Genomic DNA, 20,440 nt, shown 5'->3' on the forward strand with positions numbered 1-20,440 from the left:
AACCTTACCCCACCGCGTGTCGAAGAACAAATCCACCATCACTGGTGAACACTGCCCCAACAACCGGCTTCCAATGTTTCATCGGCACAACGAAGTACCGAACAAAATGTGGAAGGGGATTGAGTAGAAATTCGGTCGCCCGGCGATTTTCTCCGCAGTATTCCCGCGGTGTCCCTCGCGGCGACTTAGAAAACTATACACACAAAACACCCGAAGGGGAAATCAGCCCACTCCCCCACCAAGAACCGCGAAAACCCCGTATATATAGGGATTCTAGGTCCTTCCGGAAACAAAAAGTCGGGGCAGGGAAGCTGCAGTGATCAGCAGCACTCCCCCACCCCGACTTTTCCTGCCTTTCGGCAAACCAGGCGTTGTTCCCCTAGCTAGGCAACTTCAACGACAGCCAGGTTCTTCTTTCCGCGTCGTACCAAGAGGTAGCGGCCATGAAGCAAATCATCCTTGCTAATAACCGCATCAAGGTCCGAGTACTTCACGTTATTAACGTATGCCCCACCCTCATTCACCGTACGGCGAGCCGCCGACTTCGATTCGGAGAGTCCCGAAGCCATCAACACCGAAACGATGTCTAGGTCATCACCGCTAATAGTGGTGCTCGTCAGTTCCTGGGTTGCGGCGCGAAGTGTCACTTCATCCATGTCGCTCAGTTCGCCCTGGCCAAAGAGTGCTGCAGATGCCGCGATAACCTTCTCGGTTGCATCAACTCCGTGGACCAACGAGGTAACCAGGTAGGCAAGTTCCTTCTGACCCTTGCGGGCAAAGGGACGATCTGCCACTTCCTGCTCCAGAGCTTCAATCTCGGCGCGGGTCAGGAAGGTGAAGACCTTCAACCGCGAAGCAACATCGGCATCGGCGGTGTTCAGCCAGAACTGGTAGAAGGCGTACGGGCTGCACATCTCCGCGTCCAACCAAATGGCATTACCCTCGGACTTGCCGAATTTGGTGCCATCGGAGTTGGTGATCAACGGCGTTCCGTAGGCGTACGCGCTCTTGCCCTCGGCCTTGCGAATCAAGTCGGTACCGCTGGTGAGGTTTCCCCACTGATCCGATCCACCGGTCTGCAGGGTGCAGCCGTATAGCTTGTGTAGCTGCAGGTAGTCGTAGCCCTGCAGCACTTGGTAGCTGAATTCGGTGTAGCTGATGCCCTCATCGGAGTTCAGGCGAGCAGCAACGGTTTCCTTCTTGATCATGGTGCCCACGCGGAAGTACTTGCCCACTTCACGCAGGAAGTCGATGGCGCTGAGGTTGGCGGTCCAGTCAAGGTTGTTGACCATGCGCGCTGCATTCTCACCCTCGAAGGATAGGAAGCGAGCGACCTGCGCTTGGAGCTTACCGACCCATTCGGCCACCGTCTCCTTGGTGTTCAGGACACGTTCGGCGGTCTGGCGCGGATCGCCAATCAACCCGGTGGAACCACCCACCAGTCCGAGAGGCTTGTGACCGGCCAATTGCAGTCGACGCATATTCAGCAGCTGGACCAAGTTGCCCAGGTGTAATGAGGCTGCCGTGGGGTCAAACCCGCAGTAATAGGTAATTATCTCCTCGGAGAGCACCTTTTCGAGCTCGGTTTCATCAGTGGAAACGTGGACCAGGCCACGCCACTTCAGCTCCTGCCAAATGTTGGCAAACGACGGATCATTACTCTGTCCCGACAAGGCGGGATTCTGCTCAATTTCAGACACCCTACTAAATTAGCAGTCTCCGCGCGGAATTACTTCTCCGAGTCAATGCCCGCCGGAATCGTACCCTCAGCCAGAATGCGCAAGCGCTGCGTCGTACGGGTCATCGCGACGTAGAGGTCACCGACGGTGCCTTCTACCTCATCGATCAGTTCCTGCGGCTCCAGCACCAGCACCACATCAAACTCCAGGCCCTTGGCTTCGCGTGCGCCAAGCACCACAATGTCCTGGCTCAGACCACCGGATCCGGTTCCTACGCGGCGACCAAATTGCTCCACCACTGCCGCGCGCACCACCGGGAGCCGAGATTCGGGAACGATCACTGCCAACAGCCCGCCATCGGCGATTGCCACCTCACCGGGCAGCACCTCGCGCAGCTTGGGCAGCAGCTCCCCCGGGGCCAAGCGATCAACCAACGGCGGCCATTGGCCCTCGCGTACGGCCTTCGGGGTCGAGATTTTTAGTCCTGCCGCATGGGCAACCCGGGTGGCTGCCTCGGCAATCTGCATCGGCGTGCGGTAGTTGACAGTGAGTTCCTCGAGCGTAAAGCGCTCGGCAACAAACGGCTTCATGGCCTGCGCCCAGCTGGTGGCGCCGGAGGCCGAGGAGGTCTGGGCAATATCGCCGACCACGGTAAAGGATTTCAGCGGGCAGCGACGCATCAACAACCGCCACTGCATTGGGGAGAGTTCCTGCGCCTCATCCACCACCACGTGACCATAGGCCCATGAACGGTCGGCGACGGCCCGGTCGGCAGCTGATTGCCGCACGGCGGTCTCCTGATTCATGTCCGCCAGATCTTGGGCCTCGACCAAACCGTCGATGCCGGCGTTGAACATCATTTCGCCTACGTTGCGCAGTGTTGCCTCGGCGTTCTCGAGATCTCGCTTCAGCTGCGCTTCGGTTCCGTTATCGGCGTTGCCCACTGCCTTGAAATCGCCGAGTAATTCTGCCGCTTCATCAAGCAAAGGTACGTCGGCCTCGGTCCAGGGTGAACCGGGGGTGCGCTGCAGCGCCTTGAGTTCGTGCGGGCGCAGCTGTGGAGCGGCGGCGGCCAACAGGTGTTCCTTGGCGAATAGCTCCTCCAGCAGTGACTGCGGAGTCATCGGCATCCAGCACAGGTTCAACGCGATGCGCGCGTCTCGTGATTCGCGGACCTCTTGGAGAAGGTAGCTGCGGTCCACGGCGTTGCCGTTTCCCGAGGAGTCCTCGAGGATTTGCTGCAATTGTGCCGCCAACTCGCGCACCAAAATCTTGGTGAATACCTCGCGGGCCTCATTGTGCGGTTTGCGCGAAGCACGTGCCTTTTCCCGGGCATGGCGAACCTGTCCGCGACTGAGCACCAGCCGGGTGCCCTCCACCACCACGCGGCGATCTTCGTGCAGCAAGCGTTGGCGGTTGGACACCGCCTTGGCGACCACCTTGGCCATGAAGGCCTTGCCCTTGATGCGCGCCGTCTCACGGTTGTGTTCGGCCACGGCGACCAGACCCGGGTAGAGTTCGCCGACCGATGACATCACCACGCCGGTCTCACCCAGGGAGGGCAGGACGCGTTCGATGTAGCGCATGAAGGAGGACGAGGGGCCCACCAACAAGACGCCGGCGGTATTGAGTCGCTCGCGGTGTTCGTAGAGCAAGAAGGCTGCGCGGTGCAGAGCCACGGCGGTCTTCCCGGTTCCCGGGCCACCCTGAACAACCAACACCCCGGCCAGTGGGGAGCGGATGATCGCGTCCTGTTCGGCCTGGATTGTGCCGACGATGTCGCCCATGCGACCGGTACGTTTTTGCGTCAGGGCCGCCATGAGCGCGCCCTCGCCCTGCAGGTTATCGTTTTCGATAAAAAGGTCGGTGTCCAAAACCTCATCATCAATGCCCAGCACGCTGCGCCCGCGCAGCATCAGGTGCCGCCGACGCCGCACTCCTTGTCGGCGCAGGGCGGTGGCCTGATAGAAGGCCGCGGCTTCGGGAGCACGCCAGTCCACCATCAAGCGGGTGAGGTCTTCGTCGGTCATACCGATGCGACCGATGTAGCGCGGAGCACCGGCTTCCTCACCGGCACGGTTCACATCATCGTCCAGATCCAGCCGACCGAAGACCAATCGGTCCTCTACCGCGTTGAGCTGTGAGAGACGATCCTCGTAGAGCGCGGCAAAGGAATCGCGTTCGGACACGTTCTGGATCGATCCCTGAGCACCGCCGCGGCGAGTCCGGGTGAGCTGTGCGAGCTTTTCGGCGCGCAGTTCATCCAGGCGGGAGTAAAGCATCGAAACATACTTGCGTTCGGCTTCGAGCTCCGGTTGAACGGTCGTGGACTCTGGCATTCAGCACTCCGATGATGTTACGAAATCGTGGACAGACCAGTTTACGCTCTGTCGAAGGAGGGGTTTGACCGGATGTCATAAAGACCTCCGGGCGAGGTGCGGTGATTAGACCAATTGGAGGGAATGGACTTCAAGTCCCTCGAGCTTTTCACGGCCGCCGAGTTCTTGAAGTTCAAGGACCACACCGATCCCGACAACCTGTGCGCCGGCCATGCCGAGCAAGCGGGCAGCAGAGCCGACGGTACCGCCGGTGGCCAGCACATCGTCAAGGATTAGCACACGGGTTCCCGGAGCAATATCGTCGCGATGAAGCTCTAGCGTCCCGGTCCCGTATTCAAGGGTGTAATCATCGCGGTGCACGGCACGAGGCAATTTGCCGGCCTTGCGAATGGTGATCATGCCCGTGCCGGTGGCGTAGGCGGCCGCGGCGGCCAGCACGAAGCCGCGCGCCTCAAGTCCGGCGATGACATCAAACTTCCCGGCGAAGGGTGCGATGATCTCATCAACAATGCGGCGCAGACCCTGCGGATCGGCAAAGACCGGGGTGAGGTCCTTGAAGGAAATGCCGGCAGAGGGGTAATCGGGAACGATTTCGCTCAACCGGTCAAGAAGGTCATTAATGGTTTCGGGCTCTGGATTCACCCAATAAGTCTAGTCCCTTGGGCCGCGGGCCCTGCGCGGCGCCGCCTTGCGGTAGGGCGAGACGCTGGGCTCGCCCGGAAGCCAGAACCGGTACGGGTACTGGTCCCCGCCGCCGCTGCCGGCCACGCCGGTGCGCGGGCCGGTAAGGTGCGTCGTCGGGGTTGGGGCCAGCCTGTCCAGGCCGAGGTCCGGGCCCGGAGGCGTCGCGGTGCCTCGGCGGAAACGCGCGAGGTTGTGTTCCAGCGTCAGCCCGAGGCCCTGCGCCAATCGCGCGGGGCCGCTGAGCAGCCTGGCTGCCGGTCCCCCGGGGTTGCCGCGCCTGGCCGTCGCCGTTTCGAGGCCGGATACGACTTCGCCGGCGCGCAGCAGCACCGCCGAGGCCGTGCCCTCGGTCCCGCACACCACATTGGCGCAAAAGTGCATCCCGTAGGTGAAGTAGACGTAGGCTGTGCCCGGAGGGCCGAACAGGCCGGCGTTGCGTGCCGTCTTTCCCCGATAGGCGTGGGATCCGGGGTCCAGGGCACCCTCGTATGCCTCCACCTCGGTCAGCCGGACCACCACCAGCTGCCCGCCGATGAAGGTCGAGACATGGGCGCCGAGCAGGTGCGGCGCCAGCTGCAGCGAACCCAGCCGCAGCAACGGATCTTCCATGTCCAGCACCGTCGTTCCTCCCTCCGGGACTCGACGCTAGTTGGGGGCCTTGAGCCCGGAGGGCCAGGGGCCCAGCTCCGGAAGGTCGGCACCGTCCGCGCCGGCGGTGGCCTGCACCGGCCCCAGTGGCTGGCGCCCGGCCAGCCACGCGGCCAGGTCGAAGTCGGTGCCACTGAGGACAACGGCTTCATCGCCCGAGCCAAGAGAGATGCGCTGGGCACCATGTGGCTGCAAAATATAGCGTTTGGACTTCGGGACACGAGATGCCAGCTCGGTGAATAGGTGGGCATTAAATTCTGGTTCCCAGTTAGCTGGCGAGTGCGACCGCAACAGGTCCGAGGAGTGGATGACGCTTTCGCGCCAGATGGCCTCAAAGAGTTCTGCCACGGAGCCTGCGCCACGGAATCCGGTGGCTAGTTCCCAGTGTTCCGCCTTTATGGCGTTCACCCCAGATCCCAGAGCAGCGAGGGATTGATCAACTCGCTCGACCAGGGCGTCTGCGCGCATCAATGCCAACAGCTCAATGGCATTGTTTCTACCTTCGGCTCCCCCGTCATACATGGGGAAAGGTTCGGTTGCCCCGATTGATTCAAGTTGCCGGGTTGCCGCCCGGGCGAATCCATCGATGTGGGCTAGGAGGTGAGCACGACTCCAGCCGGGCAGGGCGCTTGGTTCGGCCGCTGCAGCGGCATCAATCGTGGCCACCAGCGCGCGAAGCGTGGTCAAGGAGGCAACAATCTTGGCGGTCAGTTCTTGTTGTGTCAGCTCACTCATGCCCACAGCCTAGCCGCACGAGGTGCGTTAAATGGCGAAGGTAGGGTTCCTGACCGTGGTGGCGGGGAACCCCACCTTTTGCATCGGGCCGGTTCGTTTTAGGCCGAGTAGGCCCGCAGCGGAACCAGCGCTTCCTTCAGGGCGAGAAGTTGCGCGGCCACGGCCGAGGGTGCGGTGCCGCCCTGGGCACTGCGCGAGTCAAGTGATCCCTGGGTGGAGAGCACGGTGCGCACCTCGGGGGTCAGGTGTTCCGAGATCCCGGCGTAGTCTTCGTCGGTCAGGTCCCAGAGTTCGCCGCCCTTGGATTCGGCTAGTTTAACTGCGGCGCCGGAAAGCTCGTGTGCCTCGCGGAATGGCACACCCTGGCGGACCAACCATTCGGCAATGTCGGTGGCCAGGGCGAAGCCCAGCGGGGCCAGTTCGGCCATGCGTTCGGTATTGAATTTCAGGGTGGCGATCATGCCAGACACCGCCGGCAGGAGTAGTTCAAGAGTGTCGGTCGCATCGAAGACCGGCTCCTTGTCTTCCTGCAGGTCGCGGTTGTAGGCCAGCGGCAGGGCCTTGAGTGTTGCCATCAGTCCGGTGAGGTTGCCAATGAGGCGACCTGCCTTGCCGCGCGCCAGCTCGGCAACGTCCGGGTTCTTCTTCTGCGGCATGATCGACGAGCCGGTGGAGAAGGCATCGTCGAGGGTGACGAAGGAGAATTCCTTGGTGGACCAGAGGATGACTTCTTCGGAGATACGGGAAAGATCAACGCCGATCATGGCGGCGATCCAGGCGTATTCGGCGAACACGTCGCGGGCCGCGGTGCCATCGATCGAGTTCCAGACCGCGGAGTTGAAGCCGAGTTCGGCGGCCACGGCGTTGGGGTCAAGACCCAGCGAGGAGCCGGCCAGAGCTCCGGATCCGTAGGGGGAAACTGCCGCGCGCTTGTCCCAGTCGGCCAGGCGCTGCACATCGCGCAGCATGGCCCACGCGTGGGCCAGAAGGTGGTGGGACAGCAAGATCGGCTGCGCGTGCTGCAGGTGGGTACGTCCCGGCATCGCGGCGTTGGGATGCGCCTCGGCCTGTTCGATCAGGGCATCGATGGTGGCCAGCACGCCAGCGGCAATGATCCGCGCGTGGTCGCGCAGGAACATGCGGCCCAGGGTGGCAATCTGGTCGTTGCGTGAACGGCCCGCGCGTAGCTTGCCGCCCAGGGCGGTGCCAGCGCGCTCGATCAGTCCACGTTCAAGAGATCCATGGACGTCTTCATCGGCGTCGGAGGCAACATAGGCACCCGAAACAACATCGGCCTCTAGGGTGTCCAACGCCTGGATCATGCCGGCGAGTTCCTGTGCATCAAGAAGACCGGCAGTGTTTAGCACGCGGGCGTGGGCGCGGGATCCGGCGATGTCATAGCGGGCAAGCCGCCAGTCAAAGTGTGTGGACTTGCTCAGGGCCGCCAGCGCGTCTGCCGGGCCTCCGGCAAATCGTCCGCCCCAGAGTGCGCCTTCGTTTGTTGCCGATGCCATGTTCATCCTTCCGTGTGCCCATGCCGGGCGCCGGTTCGCGAGGTGTCCAAATCCAGTGTTCATCCTAGTGCAGGGCAGTTCGTTGGCCCCTGATACAACACCACTCTTCTAATACTTATTCACAAGTCTACATAAATATTCACTTGCTTGCGCTGCACGACTCCCTCGCCTCCTGCCGCCGGTACGATTTGGCTATGACCGACCCGAACGCCTCCGCGCCACTGTCCGACGAAGAACTCGCCTACCTTCACTCAATCTTCGACCTTGCCCGCGAGGGAAGTACCGAAAAACTCATGGCCGTCATCGACCAAGGAGTACCGGCCGACCTGACGGACTCCAAGGGTGACACGCTCATGATCCTGGCCGCCTATAACGGCCACCACCAGATCGTAGCGGGACTCCTCGAGCGTGGAGCCGACGTCAATCGACTCAACGACAAGGGTCAAGGCGCGCTGACATGCGCAGTATTCCGCAAAAATGAGGCACTCACCCGCCTCCTGCTCGAAAACGGGGCGGACCCCCAGCTGGGGGCACAAAATGCCATTGCCGTCACCGAGATGTTTGACCTCCCGGAACTCAAATCCGTGATCAGCGAATACCTCTAGGCACCAAAGCGCTGCCGAAACGCGGTGGGGCCGTCAGTCCCACCGCGTCACAACAATTCAACGATTCCTGTTCGAGCCACGTTGCCCAGCGTCACAAAACACCGCTTATCAGCCAGCGCTTCGCAGCATCCCCGCGCGCTTCTCGGTCACAACTGAGAATCCGCTGTGCGTCCCTCCACAAGACCCATACCCGGGCGTATTGTGTTGCTTATCAGGTGTTTTAGATCACTGACAGGAGCAGAAAAATGCTGATCGAGATCGTGCGCGGAGACATCACCGAACAAAAGGTTGATGCGATCGTCAATGCCGCAAACCCCTCACTGCTAGGCGGTGGCGGCGTCGACGATGCGATCCACGTTGCAGCCGGCCCTTCCTTGCTGGCCGAATGCCGACAGCTGCGAGCAACAAGCCACCCCGACGGACTTGCCTCGGGGCTCGCCTTGGCAACGGGCGCCGGCAATCTTCCGGCACGCTGGGTCATCCATACTCCCGGACCCAACAGGCACGTGGGACAGGTAAATCCCAAGACCTTGGAGAAATGCTTCAGCAATTCGCTCTACGTCGCCTCACGGCTTGGCGCCACCAGTATCGCTTTTCCCGCCATCGGCGCAGGATCCTATGGCTGGTCACCCGAAGATGTCGCATCCATTGCTGCCCGCACGATTCACGAGTGGTTCGGAATGTACAGCCATTCGACGTCGATTCACCGCGTAGTGCTCGTCGCGTTCAACGACGAGGTCGAGACGGCGTTCCGCAAGGCTTTTGAAACACCTCGCGTCGAAAGCCAGCTCGTCCACGGCCCCTGACCCAAAATGACACGGCACGGCCTCCGCGCACAAGTCCCTCAGTGGGACTGGCGCGGAGGCCTTTTTCTGTGCCGCGCCCATCAACCCAGCCCCCTCACCCAAGACCCAGGATAGAAGGGCCACGATCCCCTATACGGACCCTCGCCGAATATATCCATCGGGTAGTCTTCTAGGGTGCCTAGCTCACGTCACTCGTACCCGGGCACATCATCAACCGAAGATTCGCACCTTGGAGGGCCCCACATGAAGAAGTTCACGAGCAAGATTGCACTTATTCCCATTACTGCCGGTCTGGCTTTGGCATTGGCCGGGTGCAATGGCGCATCCACACCACCGGATCAATCTTCAACTTCCACCACGGCTGCCGGGAGTGCGGAAGTCGCCGCCGAGACAACCACCACCGACACCATCGTCGTTCCGGAAGCTTCCGACATTTTTCCGCGGGCCCTAGAAGCAATGCAGTCGGCGTCTTCGGCCGCTCTGATCGGTGACCTCACGCGGGGTTCTGAAGCGATGACGCTCAAGCTCTCCGGAACGCGCGATGGTTCCAACACGTTGGCAGAAGTCACCGCCGAGGGGTCCACCATCCAGATTCTCAACGTTGGGGGCACGGGATACCTCAAGGCTGACAAATCATTCTTCTCTCAACAAGCCGGTGAGGATGCGGCCAAGATGATTGACCTCGTCGCCGGGGATAAATGGATCTCGGTCTCTGACACCAGTCAGTTTGGAGACTTCAGTGTGGGCAGCCTCATCGACTCGTTCGGTGAAGATGGCCTCAAAGAAGCAGATTTGGCCAAAATAGAGCCGGGCGCGATCGAGGATGTCAACGGAGTAAAAGCCTTCAAATACTCCGACGATGAGACCGATATGTGGTTCGCTGCCGAGGGTGAACCCTTCCTCCTAAAGATGTCTAGCGACGGAACGGCCGGAGACGACGCGGGAACCATGACCTTTAGCGATTGGAATGCAGTACCACTGCATGCCGCCCCGGATTCTTCGGAAACGGTGACGATCCCCGGACTCTAGGCCGAAGCGTTCCATCAGGGCTGTGACGGCACGTTCGCTTGCGAAGCTGCCGTCACAGCCGAAAATCACCGGGCCGTCTCCGAACAGCTTTCATAAAATACCCCGACGAGATGTGCCGCTCGCGGGATAACTAGGCGCGGCGATCTCCTCGCAGCTGATTGATGAATTGCGAGACAGGGGCCAAGCCCTCCACCACCGTCTCAAAAACTGTCTCCCGACCGGTTCGGTTTCGCTTGACCAAGCCCGCCTCCAAAAGGATTCGCAGATGCTTGGCTACCGCTTGGCGGCTGATCCCCAGTGGAACACTCAATCGTGAAGCACTGGAGGCGCTTTCACCTAGGAGATTAAGCAGCCGAATTCGGGTGGGGTCCGCAAGTGCGGCAAAGACCTGCCGCGTCGCCTCGGGAACCGACCAAGAACTCATGAATCGCTCAAATATCTCTGTGCTGCAAGCATCTCTGCCGCCCAGCCCCGGGCATTAGCTCCGATGACGCGGTCGTACTCCTCATCACCAAACGCGGTAAAACCACTTTCCATCACCCGTAGTCGGACGTCGCCGGAGTGGGTGGTTTCGACCCAAAACTCAATCAGGGTATTCGGGACCGGGTCGTCCCATTCGTCCCCGCCCAATGAGCGGAACGCTGCATACCCAGGTTCCTCCAGCCGAACAGTTTCAAATTCAAACGTCCCGTAAATGGCGTCGTGCACGGTGGAAAACGCCCCCCGCTGCTCAATGCGGTGCTCGGTAATGACGCCACCATTGATAAACCATCCGGGTTCGCTGACAAGCTTCCACACCGATGCCGCGGTGGAGTGAATGTCGATGGACGCCTCAATAGCATCTTGGCGTTTAGTGTCCATCAGATCCCCCTCAAACGGCAAAGCCCCTATGCAACATCATGGTTGCATAGGGGCTGGAGCCACACAAGACTTACCGACCGGTAGCTGCGAGTGCTTCCCGCGCCTCCGCGTGGGCGTTGAATCCGGACGTCACGGTAGAGATCGCATTCAGCGCGCCGAGGACACCGACGATGATGGCCACGGCGATGAGTAGCAAGAGAAGAACAAGCACAATGGAGCCCACGACAACCGCTATCTTGGAAGTTGCCATCGGCCCCCTCCGTTTCATCGGGTCAACTACTCGTCGTTTCGACTCTTTTACTGCGGGTCCGCCAACGCCAGGAAGCGGGCCGCGACATCGGCACCGCCATCCACATCTCGGGTCACCAACATGACCGTGTCGTCTCCTGCGATGCAGCCCAAAATCTGCGGCATGGTCGAGTGGTCAATAGACAATGCCAGGAAGCTCGCTGCGCCCGGTGGGGTGCGAAGCACCACAATGTTTCCCGAGGCCTCGGCGGTAATCAACAGTTCCGCACATTGCTTGGCCAGCTTGGCATCATGCACTTCTTGAGTGACGCCTGCCTGTGGGCTGCGATCTCCACCTTCCTGACGGACGGCATATACCAAACCGCCATCGACACCGCGAACCCGCACCGCACCCAGTTCCACGAGGTCGCGCGAGAGCGTCGCCTGAGTGACGGCCATTCCCTCATCGGCCAACAAGGCCACCAATTCGGCCTGTGAACGAACGGTTTTGGTCGATAAAATGGCGCTCACCCGAGCTTGGCGGGCGATCTTGGTGGTGGGCTGGAACGATGCGGGGGTGCTCATCGCTTGGCGCTTACTCCGGCGACCTCGGCCAGGTTTGACTTGGCCATCAGCCAGCCCATGATCGCCTTCTGCGCATGAACTCGGTTTTCGGCCTCATCAAAAACGACCGACTGTGGGCCGTCGATGACGTCCGCGGAGATTTCATAACCGCGGTACGCCGGGAGGCAATGCAGAACTACTGCGTCCTTATCGGCGTGGGCCATTGCAGCGGAATCAACAGCGTACTCACGGAACAGTTCCATGCGTTGCGCCTTCTCATCTTCCTGCCCCATGGACACCCAGGTGTCGGTGGCCACGACGTCGGCACCCGCTAGCGCTTCTGCCGCATCGGTGGTGATGAGCACCGAACCGCCGGTTTCTGCCGCACGCTCCTGAGCTGCAGCGATAATCTCGGCGCTGGGCAGGTATCCGGCGGGGCCGGCGATACGTACGTGCATACCAGCGGTGACGCCGGCCAGCAGGTACGAGTTGGCCATATTGTTGGCCGAGTCACCCAGGTAGGCCATGGACAGGCCGTCAAGCGCACCCTTGTGCTCGCGCACGGTGAGCAAATCCGCCAGCAACTGGCAGGGGTGGTAATCATCGGAAAGCGCGTTAATGACCGGGACACTGGAGTTCTCGGCCATTTCTTCGAGCCCCGACTGTGCGTAGGTACGCCACACGATGGTGGAGACCATCCGCTCAAGAACCTTTGCGGTGTCGGCGATCGATTCCTTGTGGCCCAGCTGGGATTCACCGGAGTTGACGATCAGCGGGGACCCACCAAGTTCGGCAATACCAGCGGCGAAGGACACCCGGGTCCGCGTGGAGGTCTTATCGAAGAAGACAACGACCGTCTGCGGACCGGCATACGGCTTGTATCCGTATTTGTCTTTTTTCATGGCCAGGGCCAGATCAAGGACCTCGGTCTGTTCGGCCTGCGTGAGGTCGAGGTCGGTCAGGAAGTGGCGAACTGAATTGCTCATGGTGCGATGTTTCCTATTCCTTGGTATCGGCAACAACGCCGGCGTAGAGCGCCGGCAGGGCTGCGACGAAGGTGTCGAGTTGTTCGGTGGTGACGATCAGTGGCGGTGCAAGGCGCAGCGTATGCGGGCCCGGCGCGTTGATGATGAACCCGGCATCCAGTGCCGCGTTGACCACGGTGGGGGCCACTGCCTGTTCCAAGTCCAAACCGATCAGCAGACCGCGTCCACGAACGTCGGTGACGAAGTCGAGGGCCGCGAGTTTGCTGCGCAGATCCGCACCGACGGTTTCGACGTGGGCCAGCACGTTTTGGGACTCAATCACGTGCAAAGTGGCCAGCGAGGCCGCGGTGGCCACCGGGTTCCCGCCAAAGGTCGTTCCGTGTTGGCCGGGGGTCAACAGCGTGGTGGCGCGAGTCCCGAAGACGATCAACGCACCAATCGGGAATCCGCCGCCCAGACCCTTGGCCAGGGTCATGGCATCGGGAAGTACGCCGGCGGAGGCAAACCACTGCCCGGTGCGACCGATACCGGTCTGGACCTCGTCAAAGACCAGTAGGGCTCCGGCCTCTGCGGTGATCTCGCGAGCCGCCTGAAGGTAGCCGGGCGCAAATTCGATCACCCCGGCCTCGCCCTGGATCGGTTCGATAAATACCGCGGCGGTGGTCTCATCAACCGCCGCACGCAGCGCCTCGATGTCCCCGGCCGGAATCCATTCAACGCCACCGGGAAGCGGCTCGAAGGGTTCGCGGTAAGCCTGTTTCCAGGTCAGGGCCAAGGCACCCATGGTGCGGCCGTGGAAGGCATGCTCGAGCGCGATGATCTTTCTCCGCGGAACCTCCGGGGTACCGGCGTTGCGCCGCGCGAGCTTAAAGGCCGCTTCGTTCGCCTCGGTTCCGGAGTTGGTGAAGAAGACTTTGGAGCCCTCCGGGGCTTCACTCAGTGCCAGCAGTTTCTCGGCCAACGCGATCTGTGTGGGGCTGGTGAAGAAGTTGGAAATGTGGCCCAGCGTGGCCAGCTGGGAGGAGATCACGCTGGAGAGCAGCGGGTGGGCATGGCCCAAGGCGTTGACGGCAATGCCGGCGAGCAGATCAAGGTATTCCTTGCCGTCGGCATCCCATACGTGGCAGCCGGCCCCGCGAACCAGGACTCGCTGCGGGGTACCGAAAACACCCAGTAGTGAATGGTTGTAGCGGGCCAAAAGCTCACTGCCCTGCAGCGCGCCGAGCTCCCCGGTTTCCTGTTCAATAATCTGGTTCATGCCCGGTCCTTCGGAGTAACTTGGGTGCCCACGCCCGCGGAGGTGAAGACCTCGAGCAGCATGGAATGTGGTTGGCGTCCGTCGACGATGTGGGCCTGACCCACGCCCTCGTCCACGGCCTTGAGGCAGGCAGCCATCTTAGGGATCATGCCCGATTCGAGCCGCGGCATCAAGGCCCGCAATTCCTCGGTATCAAGAGAGGTGATCAGCGAGGATTTATCGGGCCAGGCACCATAGAGACCTTCAACGTCGGTGAGGATGACCATCTTGGAGGCACCCAACGCGCTGGCCAGGGCCGCTGCTGCGGTGTCGGCGTTGACGTTGAGCACCTGACCGGTCGGGTTATCGTGTTCGTCGACCTCGGGGGCCACGGTGGAGATCACCGGGATCTTCCCCGCCGCCAGCAAGTCAAGAATCTGATCGGGCTTCACACCCGTCACCTCACCCACGAGTCCGAGGTCTACGTGTTGGCCGGCAATGTAGGTCCCGGTTCGCACGGCGCGCAGCAGCGCACCGTCTTCCCCGGAAAGCCCCACCGCGTAGGGTCCGTGCGAGTTGATCAAACCGATCAGCTCGCGCTGCACCTGTCCGGTGAGCACCATGCGCACCACATCCATGGCCTCGGGCGTGGTGACGCGCAGTCCGCCTTTAAACTCGGAGGTGATGCCCAGCCGGGACAGCATGGAGTTGATCTGCGGACCGCCACCGTGCACCACCACCGGGTTGATACCCACGTGGCGCAGGAAGACGATATCTTCGGCAAAGGCGCGGCGCAGATCCTCGTTGATCATGGCGTTGCCGCCGTACTTGATGACCATGGTGGAGCCGGCAAAGCGCTGGATCCAGGGCAGTGCCTCGATCAGGGCTTCGGCCTTACGTTGCGCCACGTCCATGGGTGTTGGCGTGGGTTTCTTCTCAGACATGCTCGGGGTGTTCCTCACTGAAACATTTGAGCCAAATGGGAGTGCCGGTGGGGGTCGCGGGTTCGAATCCCACTAGCCCATCCGGCAGCTGTGGCACTTAGCTGCTGTAGGCCGAATTCTCGTGGACGTAGTCGTGGGTCAGGTCATTGGTCCAGAGGCTGGCTTCATCAATTCCCGCGTTCAGGTCAATTTCCACCAGAACGTTACGGCCCGTTAGATCCACCAGATTCCGGTCATCGCCCACGCCACCTAAGCGGCAGACCTGAATCCCGTTGATGCTCACGTTGAGTTCATCGGGTTCGAAGGCGGCCTTGGTGGTGCCCACCGCGGAAAGTACCCGACCCCAGTTGGGGTCCTGGCCGAAGATCGCGGTCTTAAACAGGTTGGAACGCGCCACGGTCCGGGAGACCTCCACCGCGTCATCTTCCGTGGCGGCGTTAAAGGTGCGGATGGTGATTTCGTGGGCGGCGCCCTCGGCATCGGAGATCAGCGCCTGAGCCAATTCGACACAGACTCCCTTGAGACCGTCGGTGAATTCGGCGATGTCCGGAGTGGTTTCGCTCGCGCCGGAGGACATCAGGATGACGGTGTCGTTGGTGGACATGCAACCATCGGAGTCCGCCCGGTCAAAGCTCACGCGGGTGGCTTCGCGCAGCGCTGCATCAAGCTGTGGCGCATCAAGGACCGCATCGGTGGTGATGACCACGAGCATGGTGGCCAGCCCGGGGGCGAGCATGCCCGCGCCCTTGGCCATGGCACCAATGCTGTAGCCGGTGCCGGCGAACCCGGCCTGCTTGCTCACGGTGTCGGTGGTCATGATGGCGGTCGCCGCCGCCGCTCCCCCGTCGAACTCATTGCCGGTGTCCAAGGCCGCTGCCGCGGCGTCAACGCCGGGCAGAATCTTGTCCATCGGCAGCTGCTCACCGATCAATCCGGTGGAGCAGACCAGTACGTCCCCGCTGCCAACACTCAAGACCGCGGCGACGTGTTCGGCGGTTGCGTGGGTATTGGCAAAACCTTCGGGTCCGGTGCAGGCATTGGCGCCGCCGGAGTTCAGCACCACGGCGTCAGCGCGGCCATCTGAAATGGCTTGGCGGGACCAGTGCACCGGAGCCGCTGCTACGCGGTTGGAGGTGAATACCGCGGCTGCGTCAAAGCGTGGTCCGTTGTTTCGCACCAGGGCCAGATCGGGGTTGCCCGAGGCCTTGAGGCCAGCGGTGATGCCGGAGGCGCTGAATCCTGCCGGAAAAGTGATTCCCTTAGTGGTCGTGCTCACGGTGCTACTCCTTCGTAGGCCAGCCCGGCGGTTTCGTTCAGGCCGAGGGCAATGTTCATGGATTGGACGGCGCCGCCGGCGGTGCCCTTGGTGAGGTTATCGATCACGGAGGTGACGATCACCCGGTTGGTGTGGGCGTCATAGGCCAACTGAATTTGCGCGTGATTTGAACCCATGACCGAGGAGGTGGCGGGCCACTGGCCCTCGGGCAGCAGGTGCACAAAGGGTTCGTCACGGTAGGCTTTTTCCCAGGCCGCGCGCAGCATCACCGCATCTACACCTGGCTTAACCTTGGCCGTGGCGGTGGTCAGGATGCCGCGGGGCATGGGGGCCAGAGTCGGGGTGAAGGAAACGCGCACCGGGACACCCGCCGCGTTGGAGAAGCCCTGCTCCATTTCCGGGGTGTGGCGGTGACCTCCGCCGACACCATAGGGGTTCATCGAGCCCATGACCTCTGAGCCAATGAGATTTACCTTGGCGCTTTTGCCGGCGCCCGAGGTTCCCGATGCGGCAACAATCACCACATCATCGGGTTCCAGGAGGTTTGCTGCGAAACCGGGGACAAGGGCCAGCTGGGCGCTGGTCGGGTAGCAGCCGGGCACGGCGATGCGCTTGGCTCCGACGAGCTTGGCCCGGGCACCGGGTAATTCCGGCAATCCGTAGGGCCAGGTGCCGGCGTGGGAGGATCCGTAGAATTTTTCCCAGTCTTCGGCAGATTCCAGACGGTGGTCGGCACCCGCATCAATCACCAGGGTGCTTTCGGGCAGCTGAGCGGCAATTTCTGCGCTGGCTCCGTGCGGCAAGGCGAGGAAGACGACATCGTGGCCGCTAAGCTGCTCCACGGTGGTCTCCACCAGGATGCGGTCGGCCAACGAGTGTAGATGCGGGGCGAGTTCGCCCAGTCGCTGTCCGGCGTTGGAGTGAGCGGTGATCGCTCCGATGGTCACGTCTGGGTGGTTCGACAGCAAGCGCAAAACCTCGCCGCCGGCATACCCACTGGCTCCGGATACAGCTACTGAAAACGTCATAAATCAATCCTACTACGCATTTATGCATCCCGGCTAATAAATATTCACGCGCAGTGACTTCTTCCGCAATACTTCCGCACAGCTTCTGCGATCTTGAGAAGTCACACCGCTATGGTGGAAGCTGATCCAGAGGTCGACCAAGGAGTAAAACACGTGAGTTCCCATGCAATTATTGCCCGTCAGGCCGGCGGACCGGAAGTATTCGACTATGTTGCCTCCACTCTCCCCTCCCCCAGAGCCGGACAGCTGCTGATCAAGGTCGCCGCCGTCGGCGTGAACTTTATCGAAACGTATCAGCGCTCGGGCGTCTATCAGGTCAAGTACCCCTTCACCCCGGGCAGCGAATGCGCCGGAATCGTCGAAGCGGTAGGTGAAGGTGTCACGGATTTTGCCATTGGAGATCGGGTAGCCACCACCGAGGGCTCGAAAACCTATGCCACCCACACCCTGCTAGATGCCGATAAAGCTCTGCCCGTTCCCGAAAACGTGTCATTGGAAACCGCCGGGGCACTCCCGCTGCAGGGCATCACCGCCCACTACCTCATCAATTCCAGCTACAACGTGCAGCCCGGTGACACGGTACTCACCTACGCCGGAGCCGGAGGAGTCGGACTGCTCCTGATACAGCTGTTGAAGCTACGCGGTGCCACCGTGATCACCACGACCTCAACGCCGGAAAAGGCGGAACTGGCGCGCACCGCCGGAGCCGATCACGTATTGACCTATGACGAAGTAGCCACCCGGGTCCGCGAGATCACCGGCGGCCGGGGCGTGGACGTCGTCTACGACGGCATCGGCAAAGACACCTTTGACGGCTCCCTGGCTGCCCTGAAGATCCGCGGCACGTTGGTGCTCTTTGGCGGAGCCTCGGGCCAGGTCCCACCCTTTGATCTCCAGCGCCTGAACGCGCACGGATCGCTGAGCGTGACTCGCCCCAAAATTGCCGATTTCTTGCTTAATGCCGAAGAACGACGCTGGCGCTCCGGCGAGCTCTTTGAACTGGTCTCGAATGGCAAGCTTGATGTTCGTATTGGCGCAAAGTTCCCGTTGGCCGAGGCCGGAGCCGCCCACACCGCGCTCGAATCGCGCTCCACGACGGGAAAGACGATCCTCATTCCCTGATCGATCATCGCTTTTCCCGAAACCACGGGCCGCACTTCACCTTTCTGAGGCGAGAGTGCGGCCCGTGGCCGTTAAACAGTTGGCTGCTGTCCAGTCACGGCGACTCAATATCACCAAGGACCTTATGTTGAGTTTCTACGTGCAGTTAACGAAGAGCTCGGAGATACCTTCGTCGAACAATTTGCTGCACGATCAGCAGCAGTGGGTACAGCGCTCGCCAAGGCTGCTGCGGAGCAGCCCGGGTCAGGGATCGAATGGTGATATGTACCGCGTCACCATGGCGACTGACGATAAATGCTTCCTCTCCCGACACCGGATGTCCGGGAAGCGTTCGGTAGGAAAAACCGACGCGGTCTACTTCTTTTACAACAACAACGACTTCCACTGGTTCAAGGATCCGCAGACCAAATAGTTCCGCGGTGACCTCTATCCGGTCCCCCGGCGTCACCGCAGCGGATGAGCTCACGCTAAAACCGCTGGCAGTCTTTACGCCCCATTCCAGCACACGGGTTGAGGCTCGCTCCCAAAAGAGTTGACCGCTGCCAATCTGCGCCGAAACTTCGGAACGGCGATATTCGTTTCCCGTGGGCGGCCAGACCTCAAGGTTCGGTTTTGTCATGTTTCGTCTTCCCCTCATCATTCCGAGCAGACATTCAAACGCGGCTGCCTGCGTCTACTCTGAGGGTCAGTGCGCCTCCGCGGGCTACCGCCACGCCGATCCGGTGCCCTGCAGGTCATCGCGCGTCGAGGGACATCACCCTGGGGAGGGCCGATGATTGCGCTTTTGCTGACTTCAAGAAATAACGCAATTGATTAATCTTGTGTTCATCTCTTGACCGCAAGCATATATGTCACGCACGCTACTAGACATGGGTCCAGATCAACGCAGCTCCCCCACCGCGATAAACCCCGGCTCGCAGTCGGCGCTACGCGAATTAAATGAAGAACGAATCCTTGCCATGCTGCGCAGCCATGGGACGCTGACGCAAGCCGCATTGGCCCGCTCCACGGGCTTATCCACCGCTACGATTTCAAACATCGTCAAGTCCCTTGTGGCCACACAGCGTGTGGAGACCGCCCCCACGACCAGCTCGGGGCGTCGGGCGATGGGAGTGAGCATCATTGACGCGGCGGATGTCGCGGTAGGCATCGATTTCGGACGTAGCCACGTTCGCGTTGTCCTCGCCCGCGCCGGGTTCCATCTGCTCGGTGAGGACCATACGGCATTGCCAGTGGGCCACCGCGCGGAAGAAAGCATTTCGATTGCCGCATCGATGCTCAAAAAGCTTTGTGCGAATCTCGGCGTCGACCACACCCAGCTCCTCGGCGCGGGCATTGGCATCCCCGGGCCCATAGACCACCGAACCATGACCGTCATCAGGGGCGCCATCCTCCCGGAATGGGTGGGTATCAATATCGAATCCCAGCTCCAAGCTGCCCTCAGCTTGCCCGTATTCATTGACAATGACGCCAATTTGGGAGCCCTGGCCCAGGTGACGTGGGGTGAGCATCAAGAAAGCTCAAATCTCTGTTTCCTCAAGATTGGCAGTGGCATCGGCGCCGGTTTAGTTCTCAACGGGTCGCTGTACTACGGAAGCCTAGGCATCACCGGAGAAATCGGGCATTCAACGATCTTCAATCAGGGATTGATCTGCCGCTGCGGAAATCGAGGATGCCTTGAGACCGTGGCTTCCACGGGAGTCATCATCGATCTCCTCAGCCAAAGCGAGGGCACCCCGATCGGCATCGAGGCGGTGATTGAGCGCGCGCAATCCGGGGACTCGGCAACGCTTCGCATCCTTGGAGACGTCGGCGCGGCTGTCGGCCATGCATTGGCCAACGTTTCCAACTTACTCAGCCCCGAGGTCATTGTCATCGGAGGACCACTGGCACCGCTGGGTGAGCTACTCCTCGAGCCCATTCGTCGTGGCCTTTTCCGCCACGCCATCCCCATCATTGGTGAGAACACGGTGGTGCGTATGGCGGCGCTGGGCGACCGCGCCGAAGCACTCGGCGCGTCAGCACTGGTGCTCCGCCAAGGCCAACCACGTCAGATTTAGGCCTCCATTTTGGCAACGATTCGGGAAAGTTTGCGTTAAGTAGTTGACGACAAACTGTGACGTAGGCAACCATTAGGTGATCCCTGACACATCAC

At 61.2% G+C, this 20,440-nt stretch carries 21 protein-coding genes; 5 read left to right on the forward strand and 16 right to left on the reverse strand.

Annotation, left to right across the window (positions count from 1 at the left end):
- Nucleotides 1-383 precede the first annotated feature (383 nt).
- The 6 genes from tyrS to argH all read right to left on the reverse strand — a co-directional run bounded on the left by tyrS (nucleotide 384) and on the right by argH (nucleotide 7,599).
- Entirely contained in the window at nucleotides 384-1,673 is a 1,290-nt protein-coding gene (gene tyrS, locus HED64_RS17535) for a tyrosine--tRNA ligase (RefSeq protein WP_210149933.1), read from the reverse strand.
- Between the two features lie 56 nt (nucleotides 1,674-1,729).
- Nucleotides 1,730-4,018 (reverse strand): HelD family protein, encoded by a 2,289-nt coding sequence (locus tag HED64_RS17540; RefSeq protein WP_168153271.1) that lies wholly within the window; start codon nucleotides 4,016-4,018, stop codon nucleotides 1,730-1,732.
- 105 nt (nucleotides 4,019-4,123) lie between these two features.
- Nucleotides 4,124-4,660 carry an adenine phosphoribosyltransferase gene (locus HED64_RS17545; protein ID WP_168153272.1) on the reverse strand — a complete coding sequence of 179 codons (537 nt, stop codon included), beginning with the start codon at nucleotides 4,658-4,660 and terminating at the stop codon, nucleotides 4,124-4,126.
- Nucleotides 4,661-4,669: 9 nt separating this feature from the next.
- On the reverse strand, nucleotides 4,670-5,311 hold the full coding sequence (locus HED64_RS17550) for a DNA-3-methyladenine glycosylase (protein WP_168153341.1): 642 nt from the start codon (nucleotides 5,309-5,311) through the stop codon (nucleotides 4,670-4,672).
- Nucleotides 5,312-5,347: 36 nt separating this feature from the next.
- Complete coding sequence (locus HED64_RS17555; RefSeq protein WP_168153273.1) at nucleotides 5,348-6,085, reverse strand: maleylpyruvate isomerase family mycothiol-dependent enzyme; 738 nt, start codon at nucleotides 6,083-6,085, stop codon at nucleotides 5,348-5,350.
- 98 nt (nucleotides 6,086-6,183) lie between these two features.
- A complete protein-coding gene (argH, locus tag HED64_RS17560) occupies nucleotides 6,184-7,599 on the reverse strand; it encodes an argininosuccinate lyase (RefSeq protein WP_168153274.1) in 1,416 nt (471 codons plus the stop codon).
- A gap of 194 nt (nucleotides 7,600-7,793) precedes the next feature.
- Between argH and HED64_RS17565 the strand changes: the two genes are divergently transcribed.
- From HED64_RS17565 to HED64_RS17575, 3 genes are all read left to right on the forward strand, one after another.
- Nucleotides 7,794-8,204, forward strand: a complete 411-nt coding sequence (locus HED64_RS17565) for an ankyrin repeat domain-containing protein (protein ID WP_168153275.1) — start codon at nucleotides 7,794-7,796, stop codon at nucleotides 8,202-8,204.
- A 245-nt stretch (nucleotides 8,205-8,449) separates the two neighbouring features.
- A complete protein-coding gene (locus HED64_RS17570; protein ID WP_168153276.1) occupies nucleotides 8,450-9,010 on the forward strand; it encodes an O-acetyl-ADP-ribose deacetylase in 561 nt (186 codons plus the stop codon).
- A gap of 243 nt (nucleotides 9,011-9,253) precedes the next feature.
- Nucleotides 9,254-10,039 carry a hypothetical protein gene (locus tag HED64_RS17575; RefSeq protein ID WP_168153277.1) on the forward strand — a complete coding sequence of 262 codons (786 nt, stop codon included), beginning with the start codon at nucleotides 9,254-9,256 and terminating at the stop codon, nucleotides 10,037-10,039.
- 130 nt (nucleotides 10,040-10,169) lie between these two features.
- Here the strand turns inward: HED64_RS17575 and HED64_RS17580 are convergent, their stop codons facing one another.
- The 9 genes from HED64_RS17580 to argC all read right to left on the reverse strand — a co-directional run bounded on the left by HED64_RS17580 (nucleotide 10,170) and on the right by argC (nucleotide 17,163).
- Nucleotides 10,170-10,463 (reverse strand): ArsR/SmtB family transcription factor, encoded by a 294-nt coding sequence (locus HED64_RS17580; protein ID WP_168153278.1) that lies wholly within the window; start codon nucleotides 10,461-10,463, stop codon nucleotides 10,170-10,172.
- Nucleotides 10,460-10,900, reverse strand: a complete 441-nt coding sequence (locus HED64_RS17585) for an SRPBCC family protein (protein WP_168153279.1) — start codon at nucleotides 10,898-10,900, stop codon at nucleotides 10,460-10,462. Before HED64_RS17585 ends, HED64_RS17580 begins: the two co-directional genes overlap by 4 nt.
- Nucleotides 10,901-10,970: 70 nt before the next feature.
- The gene (locus HED64_RS17590) at nucleotides 10,971-11,150 is read right to left on the reverse strand and encodes a hypothetical protein (RefSeq protein ID WP_168153280.1); all 180 of its coding nucleotides are present in this window, start codon (nucleotides 11,148-11,150) and stop codon (nucleotides 10,971-10,973) included.
- 47 nt (nucleotides 11,151-11,197) lie between these two features.
- A complete protein-coding gene (locus tag HED64_RS17595; protein WP_132361318.1) occupies nucleotides 11,198-11,713 on the reverse strand; it encodes an arginine repressor in 516 nt (171 codons plus the stop codon).
- Nucleotides 11,710-12,678 (reverse strand): ornithine carbamoyltransferase, encoded by a 969-nt coding sequence (gene argF / locus HED64_RS17600; RefSeq protein ID WP_168153281.1) that lies wholly within the window; start codon nucleotides 12,676-12,678, stop codon nucleotides 11,710-11,712. Before argF ends, HED64_RS17595 begins: the two co-directional genes overlap by 4 nt.
- A 13-nt stretch (nucleotides 12,679-12,691) precedes the next feature.
- On the reverse strand, nucleotides 12,692-13,936 hold the full coding sequence (locus HED64_RS17605; RefSeq protein ID WP_168153282.1) for an acetylornithine transaminase: 1,245 nt from the start codon (nucleotides 13,934-13,936) through the stop codon (nucleotides 12,692-12,694).
- Nucleotides 13,933-14,859 (reverse strand): acetylglutamate kinase, encoded by a 927-nt coding sequence (gene argB, locus HED64_RS17610; protein ID WP_168153283.1) that lies wholly within the window; start codon nucleotides 14,857-14,859, stop codon nucleotides 13,933-13,935. The genes HED64_RS17605 and argB overlap by 4 nt, the downstream gene beginning before the upstream one ends.
- Nucleotides 14,860-14,956: 97 nt before the next feature.
- Nucleotides 14,957-16,135 carry a bifunctional glutamate N-acetyltransferase/amino-acid acetyltransferase ArgJ gene (gene argJ, locus HED64_RS17615; protein ID WP_342590768.1) on the reverse strand — a complete coding sequence of 393 codons (1,179 nt, stop codon included), beginning with the start codon at nucleotides 16,133-16,135 and terminating at the stop codon, nucleotides 14,957-14,959.
- Nucleotides 16,132-17,163, reverse strand: a complete 1,032-nt coding sequence (gene argC / locus HED64_RS17620; protein WP_168153284.1) for an N-acetyl-gamma-glutamyl-phosphate reductase — start codon at nucleotides 17,161-17,163, stop codon at nucleotides 16,132-16,134. The genes argJ and argC overlap by 4 nt, the downstream gene beginning before the upstream one ends.
- 111 nt (nucleotides 17,164-17,274) lie before the next feature.
- On the opposite strand from argC, the gene HED64_RS17625 reads away from it, so the two are divergent.
- Nucleotides 17,275-18,285, forward strand: a complete 1,011-nt coding sequence (locus tag HED64_RS17625) for a quinone oxidoreductase family protein (protein WP_168153285.1) — start codon at nucleotides 17,275-17,277, stop codon at nucleotides 18,283-18,285.
- Nucleotides 18,286-18,430: 145 nt separating this feature from the next.
- Here HED64_RS17625 and HED64_RS17630 read toward each other — a convergent pair whose 3' ends face one another.
- The gene (locus HED64_RS17630) at nucleotides 18,431-18,904 is read right to left on the reverse strand and encodes a DUF1990 family protein (RefSeq protein ID WP_168153286.1); all 474 of its coding nucleotides are present in this window, start codon (nucleotides 18,902-18,904) and stop codon (nucleotides 18,431-18,433) included.
- A gap of 250 nt (nucleotides 18,905-19,154) precedes the next feature.
- Here HED64_RS17630 and HED64_RS17635 point away from each other — a divergent pair, with 250 nt between their 5' ends.
- Nucleotides 19,155-20,345, forward strand: a complete 1,191-nt coding sequence (locus HED64_RS17635) for an ROK family transcriptional regulator (protein WP_168153343.1) — start codon at nucleotides 19,155-19,157, stop codon at nucleotides 20,343-20,345.
- The last annotated feature ends 95 nt before the right edge of the window (nucleotides 20,346-20,440 follow it).

The sequence above is a fragment of the Paeniglutamicibacter terrestris genome (assembly GCF_012271785.1).
In the GTDB taxonomy this organism is placed as follows: Bacteria; Actinomycetota; Actinomycetes; order Actinomycetales; family Micrococcaceae; genus Paeniglutamicibacter; species Paeniglutamicibacter terrestris.

Bases quoted from the DNA above. Each gene is read 5' to 3' on its own strand.
- HED64_RS17580 (WP_168153278.1), bottom strand. From the start codon at position 10,463: ATGAGTTCTTGGTCGGTTCCCGAGGCGACGCGGCAGGTCTTTGCCGCA.
- argC (WP_168153284.1), bottom strand. From the start codon at position 17,163: ATGACGTTTTCAGTAGCTGTATCCGGAGCCAGTGGGTATGCCGGCGGC.
- HED64_RS17575 (WP_168153277.1), top strand. From the start codon at position 9,254: ATGAAGAAGTTCACGAGCAAGATTGCACTTATTCCCATTACTGCCGGT.
- HED64_RS17570 (WP_168153276.1), top strand. From the start codon at position 8,450: ATGCTGATCGAGATCGTGCGCGGAGACATCACCGAACAAAAGGTTGAT.
- HED64_RS17630 (WP_168153286.1), bottom strand. From the start codon at position 18,904: ATGACAAAACCGAACCTTGAGGTCTGGCCGCCCACGGGAAACGAATAT.
- argH (WP_168153274.1), bottom strand. From the start codon at position 7,599: ATGGCATCGGCAACAAACGAAGGCGCACTCTGGGGCGGACGATTTGCC.
- HED64_RS17625 (WP_168153285.1), top strand. From the start codon at position 17,275: ATGGTGGAAGCTGATCCAGAGGTCGACCAAGGAGTAAAACACGTGAGT.
- argF (WP_168153281.1), bottom strand. From the start codon at position 12,678: ATGAGCAATTCAGTTCGCCACTTCCTGACCGACCTCGACCTCACGCAG.
- HED64_RS17555 (WP_168153273.1), bottom strand. From the start codon at position 6,085: ATGAGTGAGCTGACACAACAAGAACTGACCGCCAAGATTGTTGCCTCC.
- HED64_RS17550 (WP_168153341.1), bottom strand. From the start codon at position 5,311: ATGGAAGATCCGTTGCTGCGGCTGGGTTCGCTGCAGCTGGCGCCGCAC.
- HED64_RS17595 (WP_132361318.1), bottom strand. From the start codon at position 11,713: ATGAGCACCCCCGCATCGTTCCAGCCCACCACCAAGATCGCCCGCCAA.
- HED64_RS17635 (WP_168153343.1), top strand. From the start codon at position 19,155: ATGGGTCCAGATCAACGCAGCTCCCCCACCGCGATAAACCCCGGCTCG.
- HED64_RS17590 (WP_168153280.1), bottom strand. From the start codon at position 11,150: ATGGCAACTTCCAAGATAGCGGTTGTCGTGGGCTCCATTGTGCTTGTT.
- HED64_RS17605 (WP_168153282.1), bottom strand. From the start codon at position 13,936: ATGAACCAGATTATTGAACAGGAAACCGGGGAGCTCGGCGCGCTGCAG.
- HED64_RS17585 (WP_168153279.1), bottom strand. From the start codon at position 10,900: ATGGACACTAAACGCCAAGATGCTATTGAGGCGTCCATCGACATTCAC.
- argB (WP_168153283.1), bottom strand. From the start codon at position 14,859: ATGTCTGAGAAGAAACCCACGCCAACACCCATGGACGTGGCGCAACGT.
- HED64_RS17565 (WP_168153275.1), top strand. From the start codon at position 7,794: ATGACCGACCCGAACGCCTCCGCGCCACTGTCCGACGAAGAACTCGCC.
- HED64_RS17540 (WP_168153271.1), bottom strand. From the start codon at position 4,018: ATGCCAGAGTCCACGACCGTTCAACCGGAGCTCGAAGCCGAACGCAAG.